Source organism: Bradyrhizobium sp. (genome assembly GCF_030693485.1).
Classification (GTDB): domain Bacteria; phylum Pseudomonadota; class Alphaproteobacteria; order Rhizobiales; family Xanthobacteraceae; genus Bradyrhizobium.
Genome location: NZ_JAUYAN010000138.1, coordinates 1 through 15387 on the forward strand (window position 1 = coordinate 1; position 15387 = coordinate 15387).

The following is a 15387-nucleotide window of genomic DNA, read 5'->3' on the forward strand; positions in this document are numbered from 1 at the left end:
GTCGCGCACCTCGATTTCGGGCGCGATCCATTTCGCGATGGGCCTGTTCGACGAGGATCCGCACCGGGGAATCAGGCGGGTGATCGATATTTCCGGCGATGGTCCCAACAACAACGGCTCGCCGGTCACGCTCGCGCGCGATGCCGCGGTCGAGAAGGGGGTCACCATCAACGGCCTGCCGATCATGGTGAAGGAGCTGTCTTATTCAACGATGGACATCGGCAATCTCGATTTCTACTACGAGGACTGCGTGATCGGCGGGCCGGGCTCGTTCGTGATCGCGATCAAGGACCGCGACAAGTTCAAGGAGGCGATCCGCACCAAGCTGGTGCTCGAGATCGCCGGCCTCACGCCGGAGCGCCTGATCGTCCCGGTGTCGGCCAGCGAGCCGCGGGTGAACTGTTTGGTCGGCGAGAGGATCTGGCAGGAGAGGTGGGGAAGGTGAGGGGAGCTTCTCAGCTAAGCGAGGCTGCTTTCTTCCCTTCTCCCCTTGTGGGAGAAGGTGGCGCGGACAAAGTCCGCGCCGGATGAGGGGTCTCTATCCGCGGAGGCAGACCCCTCACCCGTCTCGAATGCGCTCGGCGCATTCGATCCAGCCTCTCCCACGAGGGGAGAGGGGAAGAAGCGTGTCCGCGAGATCGAAAATCGCTACTTCCTGAACCGCGCCACCAGTTCGACATGCGGCGTATGCCGGAACTGGTCGACCGGCGTCACGCTCTCGATTTGGTAACCGCCGTCGTTCAATATCCGCGCGTCGCGCGCGAAGGTCGTGACGTTGCAGGACACGGCGACCACCACGGGGATCTTGCTGGCGGCGAGTTGTTTGGCTTGCGCCTCGGCGCCCTGCCGCGGCGGATCGAATACGACGGTGTCGTAGTCGCGCAGTTCCTGCGGCACCAGCGGACGCCGGAACAGGTCGCGCGCCTCGGCCTTGACCGGCTTCAATCCGGACGTCGAGGTCGCCGCCCTCTGCAGCGCGGCCACTGCGCCGGCATCGCTGTCGAACGCCGTGACCCGCGACTTCGCCGCCAGTCTCAGGGCAAAAGGTCCGACCCCGCAGAACAGGTCGGCGATGTGCTTCGAGCGCTTGCAATGTTGCGACACCAGTTCGGCCAGCGCTTCCTCGCCGGCGACGGTGGCCTGCAGGAACGAACCCGGCGGCAGAGTCACCTGTGCCGCGCCCATCATGATGGTCGGCGGGGTCCGCATCAGTACAAGCTCGCCGTGCCGCGTCAGCCGCGCCAGCCGGTGTCGTTCGGCAAGAAGCGACAGCGTGGCGATCAGCGCCGACGGCAGCGGGCCGGAGCCGCGCACGTCGACATCGAGGCCGACATCGGTGGTCGTGATCTGGATGTCGAGCGGTTTGCCGATCACGATCAACGGTTCGGCCAGCGCCCAGGCCGCATCGAGCGCGCCGCCCAGGCCGGGGTCGAGGATCGGACAGCGGTCGACCGGAATGATGTCGTGCAAGCCTGCCGCACTGAAGCCGACCTTGAGCACCTCGTGGGTGCCCATCCGGGCGTGCAGCGTGATCCGGCGGCGGCCGATTCCATGGGCATCGACCAGCGGGTCCACCTCGCAATCGATGCCAAACCGCGCCAGCGTTTCGACCACGATGCCGCGCTTCCAGGCGCGGTAATGTTCGCTTTCCCAATGCTGGATCGCGCACCCCCCGCAGACGCCGAAATGCGGACAGAACGGCGCGATCCGATGCGGGCTCGCGATGTCCACCTGTAGCAGGCGCCGCCGGTCGGGGTGACCCGGCACCGGGACCACCTCGATGGTCTCGCCCGACAGCGCATACGGCACATAGACCGCCTGTCCGCCTGAGACGGCGACGCCGTCGCCGTGATGGCCGACGTGATCGATGGTGAGGCGTTCAACCACGGCGCGCGCCGAGGAAGAACTCGATGTTGCCGTCACCGCCCGCGATCGACGACGGAAACACCTGGATGTCGGTGCACCCCAGCGAGGCGGCAAACGCCGTGATGTCGTCGCAGACCTCCTGGTGCACCATGGCGTTGCGGATGATGCCGCGCTTGGAATGCTTTCGCGCCGCCTCGAATTGCGGCTTTATCAGCGCCAGCAGATGCATCGGCGACGCGGCCAGCGACAGCGCCACCGGCAGCACTGATTTCAGCGAGATGAAGCTGACGTCGATCACCACGACATCCGGGCGCGCGGGCAGGCGCCTGCCTTCGAAGCTGCGGATATCGGTCTCTTCCATCGATACGATTTTGGGATGGCCGCGCAGCGACGGATGCAATTGCTCGCGGCCGACATCGATCGCAAACACCAGGCTGGCGCCGTTCGCCAGCAACACTTCGGTAAAGCCGCCGGTCGATGCGCCGACGTCGAGGCAGACATGATCCTCGATTTCGACAGGATAGAGTTCAAGCGCGCCGGCCAGCTTGACGCCGCCGCGCGAGACGAAGGGGTGCGCGGGTTGCGCCTGGATCACCGCGTCGGCCGCAATGCCTTCGGAAGCTTTCTGGACCTGCTTGTCGTTGGCGGTGACGAGGCCCGCCTCGATCGCCGCCTGCGCCCGGGCACGGCTTTCGAACAGGCCGCGCTCGACCAGCAGCATGTCCGCGCGCTTGCGGGGTGCGGGTGTGCTTCGCCTGGCCAAGGTCAACTCGATGCCCGCGTGGACGCTGCGCCGAGTTGCTCGGCAGCCAGGCGAACGCTGGTCTCGAAGGCGGTCAGGTCATGCCAGGGATCGGCGGGCGCATGCCGTGGCGTCACCAGCGCGCAGCCGTGCAGGTCGAGCGCATGTATCATCATCAGATTGTCGCTCAATCCAAAATCCTCGACGGTCAGGCCGTCAGCATCGACCAGGCGGCCATCCTGCCGTTCTACTGTGGTGAATTTGCGCACGCGGTCGGCGTAGAGCGTGGGATCATTGCAATAGCCGAGGCAGAGTTTTCCGCGTCCCGCCATATAGCCGAGCTCGTAGACCGTGCCGGCATCGGCGCCCGGTCCGCGAAACGGCGTGAGATTGGCGATGATGGCGTCGGCCTCGATCATCATGGCCTCGTTACCCCCAAAGATGTCGAGCGAGGCATCGCGGGCCGAAAGATCAATGACGTTGTCGAGCGGATAGAGCCCGGTCAGCCCATGCCGCGCGCAGATTTCGGCCTTGCGCCGGCCGATCGCGACGGCGTCTGGCAGGAACACATCGGGGCCTGCCAGATAGATTTTCATGAGAGACAGTATCTCCGACCTCATCCTGAGGAGCGCGCCCTTGCGCACGTCTCGATGGATGGCCGCGAGTCCATACCTTGCATCCATCCTTCGAGACGCTTGCTGCGAGCTCCTCAGGAGGAGGTCAGTATTTCCGATCGCCTGAACGAATTTCAGGCCAGCTTGACCGTTTCAGCCTTGAAATCCTTGCCGAGCGCCTCGAACACCTTGGCGACGATGCCCTTGGCGTCGAGGCCGGCGCGGGCGTACATCGCATTCGGCGAATCGTGGTCCATGAACTCGTCGGGCAGCACCATGGCGCGCATCCGCAGCCCGCCATCGAGCATGCCGTGGTCCGCCAGCGTCTGCATCACATGGGAACCGAAGCCGCCGATCGAACCTTCCTCGACGGTGAGCAGCACTTCGTGCTCGCGCGCCAGTTTCAGGATCATGTCGAGGTCGAGCGGCTTCATGAAGCGCGCGTCGGCAATCGTGGTGGAGAGGCCCAGCGCCGCGAGTTCGTCGGCGGCCTTTTCGCATTCGGCCAGACGGGTGCCGAACGACAGCAACGCGATCTTGCTGCCCTCGCGAACGATGCGGCCCTTGCCGATCTCAAGGGCAATGCCGACTTCCGGCATCTCGACGCCGCGGCCTTCGCCGCGCGGATAGCGCACCGCGCTCGGACGATCGTTGATCGCGACTTGCGTGGCCACCATGTGCACCAGTTCGGCCTCGTCGGAGGCGGCCATGATGACGAAATTGGGCAGGCAGCCGAGATAGGCGTTGTCGAAGGAACCGGCATGGGTGGCGCCGTCGGCGCCGACCAGGCCGGCACGATCGATGGCGAAGCGGACCGGCAAGCTCTGGATCGCCACGTCGTGGACGATCTGGTCATAGCCGCGCTGCAGGAAGGTCGAATAGATCGCGCAGAACGGCTTGTAGCCCTCGGTGGCGAGGCCTGCCGCGAACGTCACGGCATGCTGCTCGGCAATGCCGACGTCGAAGGTGCGTTCGGGGAAGGCCTTGTTGAAGATGTCGATGCCGGTGCCCGACGGCATCGCCGCGGTGATGCCGACGATCTTGTCGTCCTTTTGCGCTTCCTTGACGAGGCTCTGTCCGAATACGTTCTGATAGGCGGGCGCATTCGGCTTGGCTTTCGCCTGGGCGCCGGTGGCGACGTCGAACTTGACCACGGCGTGATATTTGTCGGCGGAGGCTTCCGCCGGGCCGTAGCCCTTCCCCTTCTGGGTCACGACATGGACCAGGATCGGGCCGGTCTCCATATCGCGGACGTTCTTCAGCACGGGCAGCAAATGATCGAGATTGTGGCCGTCGATCGGGCCGACATAATAAAAGCCGAGCTCTTCGAACAGCGTACCGCCGTCCATCATGAAGCCGCGGGAATATTCCTCGACACGGCTGGCGCGGTTGGAGATGATTTTCGGCAGGTGGGTGCCGAGCTGCTTGGCGGCCTCGCGCAGCGTGCGGTAGGTCTTGCCCGAATACAGCCGCGACAGATAGGCCGACATCGCGCCGACCGGCGGGGCGATCGACATGTCGTTGTCGTTGAGAATGACGATCAGCCGGGAATTCATCGCGCCGGCATTGTTCATGGCCTCATAGGCCATGCCCGCGGACATCGCGCCGTCGCCGATCACGGCGATGACGTTGTTCTTGCCGCCGGCGAGGTCGCGCGCCACGGCCATGCCGAGGCCCGCCGAAATCGAAGTCGAGGAGTGGGCGGCGCCGAACGGATCGTAGTCGCTTTCGGTGCGCTTGGTGAAGCCGGACAGTCCGCCGCCGGTGCGCAGCGTGCGGATACGGTCGCGGCGCCCGGTCAGGATCTTGTGCGGATAGGCCTGATGGCCGACGTCCCAGATCAGACGGTCGCGCGGGGTATCGAAGATGTAATGGATCGCCGTGGTCAGTTCGACGACGCCGAGGCCGGCGCCGAAATGTCCGCCGGTGACCGAGACGGCATCGATGGTTTCCTGGCGTAGCTCGTCGGCCACCTGCCGCACTTGCTCCACCTTGAGCCGGCGCAGATCGTCCGGGGTGCGGATCGTGTCGAGAAGCGGCGTTTTACTGAATGTGGTCACAGCGATATTCCAATTTTGCCGGCCGGGACTAACCGCCCGACGTGAGATGGGTTGCGCACCATCGGCGCAGCGAAAACCAGGGCGCCGGATGCTGCCTGAGCAGGCCGAAGCCTGAGGAGAGAGCCTAGTCGCGCTCCGGATCGGTCAATGTGATATGCATCACTTTTGGCGGCTTCGCCCTTCCCGGTCAATTTTATCAGCTATTTGAAGCGCTTAACCTTGCCAAAAATTTGGGGCAGGCTGCCTTCAATAGCCCATAGAACCCCAAGCTTTACACTAAAGCGGCGGCCAAAGCCAACCCGGCGGGGCGCTGCCACGCACCACGGTTAAGGGCGGCGGGAACACGCTTTCAGCCCCGGCGCTGCGCTACAGGTTCCATCTCGCTTGGTTCGGCGGCATCCGCCACGCCGGCATCGGCCGATTCGAGCCTTTTCCAGGCCCAATCGCGGGCATTGGCGTCACCGGCCGCGATCGCCAGCGCTTCCTCGGGACGCGCCATGCGCGCGCGCAGCGGGATCGGTCCGCAGACGATCATGAAGAAGTCATAGGCATGCGGCCGTTCATTGGCCATCACGAACTGGAAATGGACCCGGAAAAACTGCCAGCGGAACAGGTTGTAGTGTTCCGGCTTGATGATTTCGCGGAACCGGACCGGCACGATGGTGGGGTTGCGCCTGCTGGCTCCGACCTCGATGCCGTGGCCGGCAATCGGATCGAACGGATAGAAATTCATCACGTCCTTGCGCGACTGACAGTCGATCCAGTCGATCGAAGGCTCGATCGCCAGCAAACGAAGGTCATCGCGGAAATCCTGCGACGCCGCGTGAAAACCGACGATCGGAAAATTGCCGCCGATGGTCAGGAGCACGATGCGCGGGCCATGCCGTCCGAGGTCGGGGTCGAGCCTGAGCGCGCGCGCCAGGATTTCGGTCCCCAGGAACGATCCCGAACTATGGCCGACGACGACGATTTCCTGGGCGTCGCTGGAGCGCGCTGTCTTGATGAGGTATTGCGCGAAGCGGTCGATCCGCGCGTCCCACTCCGGCCGCTGACGGTGCGAAAATTCCCAGGTCCAGATCGTGTCGGACAACAGATAGAGCAGATAGGTGGAGTTTTCGGTGTATTTCAGCATCGAGCCGAGGATGGCGACGAACAGCGCCGCCGCGGCGGCGATGCCGAACAGGTCGGGAACGCCGAGGGCCTGCAACCCCCAGGCGAAGCCGTAGGCAATGCCGGCCGAGCCCAGCGCCTGCAGAAACAGCAGGAAATGCGGGTAGGTGATGAAGGTCGCGAACCGCCAATGCGCCCGCCAGAACCGCGCAATCGTGCCGCGGAAAACCAGCCGCCAGTAGATCCACATGGCGTGAAAGACCGTGCTCCAGATCGGCGCGGCAAGGTCGCGCTGGATCAGATCCTCGAACCGCAGGAAATCGTAACTGGTGCGGGTCTGCCAGTCGCCGGCCTTGGTCTCGATCGACCACGACGCGGTTTCGCCGTCAGGCGAGGTCTGCGGACGGTTGATGGTCGCGTTGAGCTGATACAGCCGGCCGAACTTGCGCAGTTCGGTCCTGAACATGCGGTAATACTGCGCGAGCCCGCGCGGATCGTATCCCTGCACATAGATGATATGGCGGTGCTGAACGCGCACTTAACGATGATCCCCGGACTGATGGCCGGACTATAACAGGCCGCTCAACGCGCCAAGAACTAATTCGGTACTAATTCAGCGCTCTCCGGGGTCGCTTGCCGGCCAATTCGTCTAATGTTCTCACCTGTTGCCCGGGAGCGGCTGCCAACAGCGCGGTCAATCTGGCCGGGCAGCCGTCCGTCACTGCACGTCGAGCGGCTCGGTACCGGTAACCTGGCCGCTGGAGTCGGTGGTGATCTTGTCGACCCGCGCCTCGGCCTGCCGCAGCAGCTCCTCGCAGCGCCGTTTCAGGGCCTCGCCCCGCTCGTAGATGGCCACCGATTCCTCCAGCGGCACCTTGCCGTCCTCAAGCCGCTTGACGATCGATTCAAGCTCCTCGATCGCGCGTTCGAAGCTCAGCTTCTTGACGTCCGTTTGGGTATTTTCGGCCATATTGCTTTCCCGGATGCGCCGCTGCACGAGGCGCAGACTCAAATAGTTCTATGCGGACGTATTGTGGCGGGAATTCACGCGCCCATCAATGCGGTGACATGGGACGCCACCGACTCTTTCAGGCCCTGCAGGTCGTAGCCGCCCTCCAGCACCGAGACGATTCGGCCGCCGGCGCTGGAATCGGCAACGTCCATCAGCTTGCGCGTGACCCAGCCGAAATCCTCCGCCTGCAGATTGAGCGACGCCAGCGGATCGCGGAAATGCGCGTCGAAGCCGGCCGAGACGATGATCAGCTCGGGCGAAAATTTGCGCAGCTGCGGCAGGATCACGTTTTCGAACGCGGCGCGGAATTTGGCGCTGCCGTCTTCCGAGGCGAGCGGCGCGTTGACGATGGTGTCGTGATCGCCGCGCTCGCCGCTGGCGCCGGTGCCTGGAAACAGCGGCATCTGGTGCGTCGAGCAGTACATCACGGTCGGGTCGGCCCAGAAAATATCCTGGGTGCCGTTGCCGTGATGCACGTCGAAGTCGACCACCGCGGCACGCGCGATGCCGTATTTGCGCTGGGCGTGGCGCGCGGCGATCGCCGCGTTGTCGAAGAAGCAGAAGCCCATCGGCTTGTTGATTTCGGCGTGATGGCCCGGCGGGCGCACCGCGACGAACGCGTTGTCGTGCTTGCCCGACATCACGGCATCGGTGGCGGTGACCGCGCCGCCGACGCCGCGCATCACAGCCTCCCAGGTGCCCGGCGACATCGAGGTATCGCCGTCGATATAGATCAGGCCGCTCGATGGCGCGATATGGCGGAGTTCCCCGACATAATGCTCGCCATGGCACAGCGTGACCGAATCCAGGCTCCCCTCCGGCGCCTCGCCGCGCACCAGCGCGTTGAAGCGATCTTGCCCGAGCACCTCGCCGACCGCGCGCAGCCGGTCGGGGCGTTCCGGATGGCCGGGCGGCGTGGCATGGTCGAGGCAGGCCGGATGCGTCAGCAGCAATGTGGTCATGCGATATCCTGGCGCGGCAAGCGCGCTGCGAGAAGCGGCTAATCTAGGCGTTTGACGCGGCCTGGGAAAGAGCCGGGCCCGCTTATCTCGCCGGCATTTCAGTTCATTCGCACGATGCGATTTCCCGGGGCGGGCGCGATCGGACTGTTGGCCCTGAAATAGGCGTACAGCGCGTCGACGTCGTAGACGCCGACCTGCGGCGCGGTCCCTTCGGTGAAGACGGTAAAGCCGTCGCCCCCGCCCGCCAGAAAATTGTTCACGGTGACGCGGTAGCTGGTCGCGGGCTCGATGCGGGCTCCGTGCAGCGAGATCCGGTCGGCGGCCACGCGGTCGCCGATCGGCCTGGCGCCGTCCCAGCTGTAGCTGAATCCATGGGAGACATGCAGGATCCGCGGCCGCTTCGGGTCGAGCCATTGCTGCTCGAGCATGGTCTTGATCTGCATTCCCGTCAGCGTCAGCGTCACCAGCTGGTTACGGAACGGCTGGCTGGCGAACACGTCGGCATAGGTGACCGCGCCGTCTTCCTGCTTCAGCATATCGCTGCGGACGCCGCCCGGATTGGTGAAGGCGATCACGGCGCCTCCATTGACCTCGGCGCGGGTCGCGGCCAGCTGGGCGTCGGCGATGATATTGCCGAGCACGCTCTCCCCGGCGTCGTTGGGCATGCGCGACAGCGTTTCGGTGATCAATCCTGCCGGCCGGTTGGCGATCGGCGCGGCCACGCGGTCGTAGGATTCGAGCAAGGCGGTCTGCTGCGGGTCCCTGGCAAAGGCGTCGGTGCGGACGATGACGTTGTCGGCCTTCGCGCTGATGACGTCGCGGGTCGCGGGATCGAGCTTCAGGTCGATCGCAGTGACGATGGTGCCGTATTTGTCGGCCGAGGTGACCAGCCGGCCGTCGATGTCGCAGACATAGGGCCGATGGGTATGGCCGGTGACCACCACATCGACCGCGCGATCGAATTTCCTGACGATGTCGACGATCGGTCCGGAGATGCCGGGGCATTCGTTGTAATCGCCGGTCGGGAAGCCGCCTTCATGGATCAGCACCACGATGGCCTCGACGCCGCGCGCCTTCAACTCGGGCAGCAGCGCATTCACGGTGTCGGCCTCGTCCCTGAACTCGAGGCCGGCGACGCCGACCGGCGAGACCAGATTTGGCGTACCCTTCAGGGTCAGGCCGATGAAGGCCACCGGAACGCCGCCGAACTCCCTGATCGCGTAGGCGGGAAGCACGGTCTTGCCGGTGCTCTTTTCGAAGGTGCTGGCGGCGAGATAGCGAAATTTCGCGCCGAGGAACGGATGCGGCCCCCGGCATCCGTCGATCGGATGGCAGCCGCCGTTCTGCATCCGCAGCAGCTCGTCCTTTCCCTCGTCGAATTCGTGATTGCCGACGGCGGCCACTGCAAGCCCCATCATGTCGAGCGATTCGATGGTGGGCTCGTCGTGAAACATCGCCGACAGGAACGGGCTGGCGCCGATCAGGTCGCCGGCGGCGACAAAGATCGTGTGGGCGTGGCCATCGCGCAACTGCCTGACCGCGGTCGCCATGTGTTCGGCGCCGCCGGCCTCCACCGCGATCTTCCTGGTCTTGTCCGCGGGATCGGCGGTCTGGATGCCGCCCGGGGGCGGCTGCAGATAGCCGTGGAAATCATTGATGGCGAGAATGCGCAATTCGACCGGTGCTGCCTGCGCCGATGCGCGCGTGGCGGGGCTTGGCGCCAGCGCCAGCATGGCCGCGCCGAGGATCAGCCGGGGAGAATGTCGCATGAGATCCCTGAACAAGAGGCGGTGCGTGGCGAGTGTCGCACGCCTAAACTTACATGATGCCGTCGGCGCTCCAAACCGGCCCCGCCGGGTTGGGCGCGACCGAACGACGCGCCGTGAAATCAGCGATGCAACTGAAGAGATCGATCGCCTCGGTTTCCGCAACCTTTATTTCCGCGAGCCCGGCGCGGAGATCGTCGTCGCGCCTCGACGGTCGCTCGCTCGTGCGCTGCCTGGATCAATCTCATGTGAGAAGTGGGACGGAACACCCTGTCCAGCCGCGCGTTGGGAGCCGAATAACCGGAGAACGTCATGCCAGGTCCAGGCAATATCGAGTTTTCGCGTCGTAATCTGCTGATCGTCGGAGCCGCTTCCTTCGTCACCCCCGGCGCTATCGCCGCCCCGACGGCAGCCCTTGCCCAAACTGCCGCCGCGCCGCCCGCCTTGTCGAAGGTGGCGCTGAATATCAACGGCAAGGTCAGCGAACTGGAACTCGACACCCGGACCACCTTGCTCGATGCGTTACGCGAGCATTTGCACCTCACCGGCACGAAAAAGGGCTGCGATCACGGACAATGCGGCGCCTGCACGGTCATTGTCGATGGCCGGCGGATCAATTCCTGCCTGACGTTGGCGGTGATGCATGCGGGTGACAAGGTCACCACCATCGAGGGGCTCGGCACGCCACAAAACCTGCATCCGATGCAATCGGCCTTCGTGAAGCACGACGGCTACCAGTGCGGCTATTGCACGCCCGGGCAGATTTGCTCGGCCGTCGCGGCGCTCGACGAGATCAAGGCCGGGATACCCAGTCATGTGAGCGCGGACCTGTCCGCATCGCCGCAAGCGACGGCCGCGGAACTTCGCGAACGAATGAGCGGCAATATCTGCCGTTGCGGCGCCTATTCCAACATTGTCGATGCGATCACCGAAGTTGCCGGGAGGCAGGCATGAAGCCCTTCACTTACGAGCGCGCTCGCTCGCCCGCCGAAGCCGCCGCCGCCGCCGCGCGCATCCAGGGCGCCAGGTTCATTGCGGGCGGCACCAATCTGCTCGATCTGATGAAGCTGCAGATCGAGACGCCGGGCTATCTGATCGACGTCAACGGCCTCGCACTCGACAAGATAGAGACGACGCCGGAGGGCGGGATGCGCATCGGCGCGCTGGTCCGCAACACCGATCTCGCTGCTGATGATCGGGTGCGGCGCGACTACGGCCTGCTCTCGCGCGCGATGCTCGCCGGCGCCTCCGGCCAATTGCGCAACAAGGCGACGACCGCGGGCAATCTGCTCCAGCGCACCCGTTGCCCCTACTTCTACGATACCAACCAGCCGTGCAACAAGCGACGGCCCGGCAGCGGATGCGCGGCGCTGGGCGGGTTCAGCCGACAGCATGCGGTTGTCGGTGCGAGCGAGGCATGCATCGCGACGCATCCCAGCGATATGGCGGTCGCTATGCGCGCGCTTGATGCGACGGTGGAAACGGTGAGGCCCGACGGCTCGGCCCGCAGCATTCCGATCGCCGAGTTCCACCGCTTGCCGGGCGATACGCCTCATATCGAGACCGCGCTGGCGGCAGGCGAGTTGATTACCGCCGTAACCCTGCCGAAGCCGGTCGGTGGCAAGCATATCTATCGCAAGGTGCGCGACCGCGCCTCCTATGCCTTCGCGCTGATTTCGGTCGCCGCCGTGATCCAGCGTGATGGCTCAGGGCGCGTCGCGCTCGGGGGCGTCGCCCATAAACCTTGGCGCGTCGAGGCTGCCGAGCCCGACCTGCCGCGCGGCGCCAAAGCCGCTTCGGCCGGGCTGCTCGCCGATGCCACGCCGACCCGCGAGAACGCATTCAAGCTGTTGCTGGTCGAACGGACGCTCGGCGCGGTACTCACCGAAGCGAGGGCCTGATCATGAAGTTTGATACCCCAGCCACCACCAATCCGATCGACCAGCTGAAAATCATCGGCAAGCCCACCGACCGGATCGACGGTCCGTCCAAGACCGCGGGCACGGCCCCCTATGCCTATGAGCGGCACGATATCGTCGCCAACCCGGCCCATGGTTATGTGGTCGGCTCAGCCATCGCCAAGGGACGGATCGCATCGATCGACCTGACTGATGCCAAAGCAGCGGCGGGTGTGCTCGCTATCGTAACGGCGGAAAATGCCGGCAAGCTCGCCAAGGGCAGCCTCAACACGGCCAGTTTGCTCGGAGGTCCCGAGATCCAGCACTATCATCAGGCGATCGCGGTCGTGGTCGCCGAGACCTTCGAGCAGGCGCGCAGCGCCGCGGAATTAATCCGTGTCGATTACATTCGCGCCGAGGGCGCCTACGATCTTGCAGCCGCCAAAAATTCCGCGGCCAAACCGGCCACCGACGAAGATCCGCCCGATACCGCCGTCGGCGACTTTGCCGGCGCGTTCGCTACGGCGCCTGTCCAATTCGACGCGACCTACACCACGCCCGATCAGGCGCACGCCATGATGGAGCCGCACGCCTCGATGGCCGCCTGGGACGGCGACCGGCTTACCGTAGTGACCTCCAACCAGATGATCGCCTGGGGTGCGCGTGACCTCGCGACGACGCTCGGCCTGCCCAGGGACAGGGTGCGCATGATATCGCCCTTCATCGGCGGCGGCTTCGGCGGCAAACTGTTCGTGCGCGCCGATGTATTGCTCGCGGCGCTGGGTGCGCGCGCGGCAGGGCGGCCGGTGAAGGTGGCGCTGACACGGCCCTTGATTTTCAATAACACCACACACCGGCCGGCGACGATCCAGCGCATCCGGATCGGCGCAACCAGGGACGGCAGGATTACCGCGATCGGTCATGAAGGCTGGTCGGGCGACTTGCCGGATGGCAAGCCCGAGACCGCGGTCAATCAGACCCGTCTGCTTTATGCCGGCGCCAACCGCATGACCGCGACGCGGCTTGCGGTGCTCGATTTGCCGGAAGGCAATGCGATGCGCGCGCCGGGCGAAGCGTCCGGCATGATGGCGCTGGAGATTGCGGTCGACGAGATGGCGGAAAAGCTCGGCCTCGACCCGATCGAGTTCCGCATCCTCAACGACACGCAGGTCGATCCAGAAAAACCGGAACGAAAATTCTCGCATCGGCCTCTCGTCGAGTGCCTGCGCATGGGTGCGGACCGCTTCGGCTGGAGCAAGCGCAGCGCGCAGCCGGGTCGAACCCGCGACGGACGGTGGCTGACCGGCATCGGCGCGGCGGCGGCCTTCCGCAATAATGTAGTCCAGAAATCGGCGGCGCGCGTCCGTCTCGACCCCCGCGGCGTCGTGACGGTCGAAACCGACATGACCGACATTGGCACCGGCAGTTATACCATCATCGCGCAGACCGCGGCCGAGATGATGGGCCTGCCGCTCAACAAGGTGGTCGTGCGCCTGGGCGACTCGACCTTTCCGGTCTCGGCCGGATCGGGCGGACAATGGGGCGCCAACAGCTCGACGGCAGGCGTTTATGCAGCCTGCGTCAAGCTGCGCGAAGCGGTAGCGCAGAAACTGGGATTTGGTTCGGCCGACGTGGTTTTTGCCGATGGCGAAGTCCGTTCCGGCAATCGCAGCGCGCCGCTCGCAAAGGCCGCGGGCGACAGCGGGATCGTCGCTGAGGATACGATCGAATTCGGCGACCTCGACAAGAAGTACCAGCAATCGACCTTCGGCGCGCACTTCGTCGAGGTCGGTGTCGATGCAGCGACGGCAGAGGTGCGCATCCGCCGCATGCTGGCGGTGTGCGCCGCAGGCCGAATCCTCAATCCCAAGTCGGCGCGCAGCCAGGTGATCGGCGCGATGACGATGGGCGCGGGTGCTGCGCTGATGGAAGACCTCGTCATTGACGAGCGCAGCGGCTTCTTCGTCAACCACGATCTCGCCGGCTACGAAGTGCCGGTCCATGCCGACATTCCGCATCAGGACGTAATATTCCTCGACGAGGTCGATCCGATTTCGTCGCCGATGAAGGCCAAGGGCGTCGGAGAATTGGGAATTTGCGGCGTCGGCGCGGCCATCGCCAACGCGATCTACAATGCGACCGGCGTGCGGGTTCGCGACTACCCCATCACGCTCGACAAGCTGCTGGACCGGATGCCGGCAGTGGGATGAACGAGTGGCTCGCCATGACGTCGTTGGGCGTCATGCGAGCGCAACTCACCCCTTGCGCATTTTGGCGAGCAGGAAGTTGTCGTAATAGTTCTCCCCGATCTGGGAATAGAACAGCACTTCCTTCATATACGCGTCGTGGCTCTCCCGGGTCTTCTTGAATAGCGCGCTCTTCGCGGCGATCTCGTTCAGATGGTCCTGCGTGGCCTGGTAGCAGGCTTCCATGACCGGCTGCGGGAACGCGCGCAACTCCGCGCCACCGGCGATCAAGCGTTTCAGCGCGGCCGGGTTGACGCTATCGTATTTCTCGATCATCCAGGCCCCCGCCGCGGCGCCGGCCTGTTTGAGAATGGCCTGATACGGCTTCGGAAGCGCGCTCCATTTCTCCTCATTCATGATCATGTGGAGCATGGCCCCGCCTTCCCACCAGCCGGGGTAGTAGTAGTACTTCGCCACCTTGTTCAAGCCGAGCTTCTCGTCATCATAGGGACCGACGAACTCCGCGGCATCGAGCGAACCCTTTTCCAGCGCTGAATAGACGTCACCGCCCGCGATCTGCTGCGGTACGACGCCGAGTCGGGCGAGCACATGGCCGCCCATGCCCGCGATGCGGAATTTGAGGCCCTTGAGATCGTCGACCGTCTTGATCTCCTTGCGGAACCAGCCGCCCATTTGCGTGCCGGAATTGCCGCACAGGATGGCGTGCGTCTTGAAAGGTTTCAGCGCTTCGTTGACGAGTTCGGCGCCGCCGCCGAACGTCCACCAGGAATGCTGATGGCGGTGGTTCATGCCGAACGGGGCGCCCGTGGCGTAGGTGAGCGCCGGCTCCTTGCCGATGTAGAAATAGAGCGGCGTCTGCGCCATCTCGACGGTCGCGGTGCTCACCGCATCGAGCGCCTGCAGGCCGGGTACGATCTCGCCCGCCGCGAACGTCTGGATCTGAAACTTGTTGTCGGTGGCGTCAGCCACGTATTTCGCAAAGGTCTGCGCCGTGCCGAAAATGGTATCGAGCGACTTCGGAAAGCTCGAGGTCAGGCGCCATTTGATCTCGGGCGACGACTGGGCGATCGCAGGCGCTGCGACCAGCGTCGCGGCGCCGGTCAGCGCGCTGCCTTTGAGGAACGTGCGGCGTTTCATGATGGCTCACTCC

The 15387-nt window shown here is 64.7% G+C and carries 13 protein-coding genes; 4 read left to right on the forward strand and 9 right to left on the reverse strand.

What is annotated here, in order from left to right:
• A partial coding sequence (locus tag Q8N40_RS10115) for a DUF1194 domain-containing protein (protein ID WP_305711720.1) occupies positions 1–445 on the forward strand: 445 nt, incomplete at its 5' end.
• A gap of 203 nt (positions 446–648) precedes the next feature.
• Here Q8N40_RS10115 and Q8N40_RS10120 read toward each other — a convergent pair.
• The 8 genes from Q8N40_RS10120 to Q8N40_RS10155 form a co-directional block, all read right to left on the reverse strand.
• Complete coding sequence (locus Q8N40_RS10120; RefSeq protein ID WP_305711721.1) at positions 649–1887, reverse strand: class I SAM-dependent RNA methyltransferase; 1239 nt, start codon at positions 1885–1887, stop codon at positions 649–651.
• Positions 1880–2587, reverse strand: coding sequence for a TlyA family RNA methyltransferase (locus Q8N40_RS10125; RefSeq protein WP_305321105.1), 708 nt, complete (start codon positions 2585–2587; stop codon positions 1880–1882). Before Q8N40_RS10125 ends, Q8N40_RS10120 begins: the two co-directional genes overlap by 8 nt.
• 44 nt (positions 2588–2631) lie before the next feature.
• Positions 2632–3204 carry a nucleoside 2-deoxyribosyltransferase gene (locus Q8N40_RS10130; RefSeq protein ID WP_305711722.1) on the reverse strand — a complete coding sequence of 191 codons (573 nt, stop codon included), beginning with the start codon at positions 3202–3204 and terminating at the stop codon, positions 2632–2634.
• A 152-nt stretch (positions 3205–3356) separates the two neighbouring features.
• Positions 3357–5282, reverse strand: a complete 1926-nt coding sequence (dxs, locus tag Q8N40_RS10135; RefSeq protein ID WP_305321100.1) for a 1-deoxy-D-xylulose-5-phosphate synthase — start codon at positions 5280–5282, stop codon at positions 3357–3359.
• Positions 5283–5631: 349 nt separating this feature from the next.
• Positions 5632–6930: a hypothetical protein gene (locus Q8N40_RS10140; RefSeq protein ID WP_305711723.1), complete on the reverse strand. Its 1299-nt coding sequence runs from the start codon at positions 6928–6930 to the stop codon at positions 5632–5634.
• 180 nt (positions 6931–7110) lie between these two features.
• Positions 7111–7362, reverse strand: a complete 252-nt coding sequence (locus Q8N40_RS10145) for an exodeoxyribonuclease VII small subunit (RefSeq protein WP_305321098.1) — start codon at positions 7360–7362, stop codon at positions 7111–7113.
• 74 nt (positions 7363–7436) lie between these two features.
• A complete protein-coding gene (locus Q8N40_RS10150) occupies positions 7437–8366 on the reverse strand; it encodes a histone deacetylase family protein (protein WP_305321097.1) in 930 nt (309 codons plus the stop codon).
• A gap of 98 nt (positions 8367–8464) precedes the next feature.
• Complete coding sequence (locus tag Q8N40_RS10155) at positions 8465–10135, reverse strand: bifunctional UDP-sugar hydrolase/5'-nucleotidase (protein WP_305711724.1); 1671 nt, start codon at positions 10133–10135, stop codon at positions 8465–8467.
• Positions 10136–10444: 309 nt separating this feature from the next.
• Between Q8N40_RS10155 and paoA the strand changes: the two genes are divergently transcribed.
• From paoA to paoC, 3 genes are read left to right on the forward strand one after another with little or no spacing between them, the layout of a single operon-like run.
• On the forward strand, positions 10445–11086 hold the full coding sequence (gene paoA / locus Q8N40_RS10160) for an aldehyde dehydrogenase iron-sulfur subunit PaoA (protein WP_305711725.1): 642 nt from the start codon (positions 10445–10447) through the stop codon (positions 11084–11086).
• Complete coding sequence (locus Q8N40_RS10165; RefSeq protein ID WP_305711726.1) at positions 11083–12033, forward strand: xanthine dehydrogenase family protein subunit M; 951 nt, start codon at positions 11083–11085, stop codon at positions 12031–12033. Before paoA ends, Q8N40_RS10165 begins: the two co-directional genes overlap by 4 nt.
• A 2-nt stretch (positions 12034–12035) precedes the next feature.
• Positions 12036–14240: an aldehyde oxidoreductase molybdenum-binding subunit PaoC gene (gene paoC, locus Q8N40_RS10170; protein ID WP_305711727.1), complete on the forward strand. Its 2205-nt coding sequence runs from the start codon at positions 12036–12038 to the stop codon at positions 14238–14240.
• Between the two features lie 45 nt (positions 14241–14285).
• On the opposite strand, the gene Q8N40_RS10175 is transcribed toward paoC, so the two are convergent.
• Positions 14286–15374 (reverse strand): TRAP transporter substrate-binding protein, encoded by a 1089-nt coding sequence (locus Q8N40_RS10175; RefSeq protein ID WP_305711728.1) that lies wholly within the window; start codon positions 15372–15374, stop codon positions 14286–14288.
• Positions 15375–15387 lie beyond the last annotated feature (13 nt).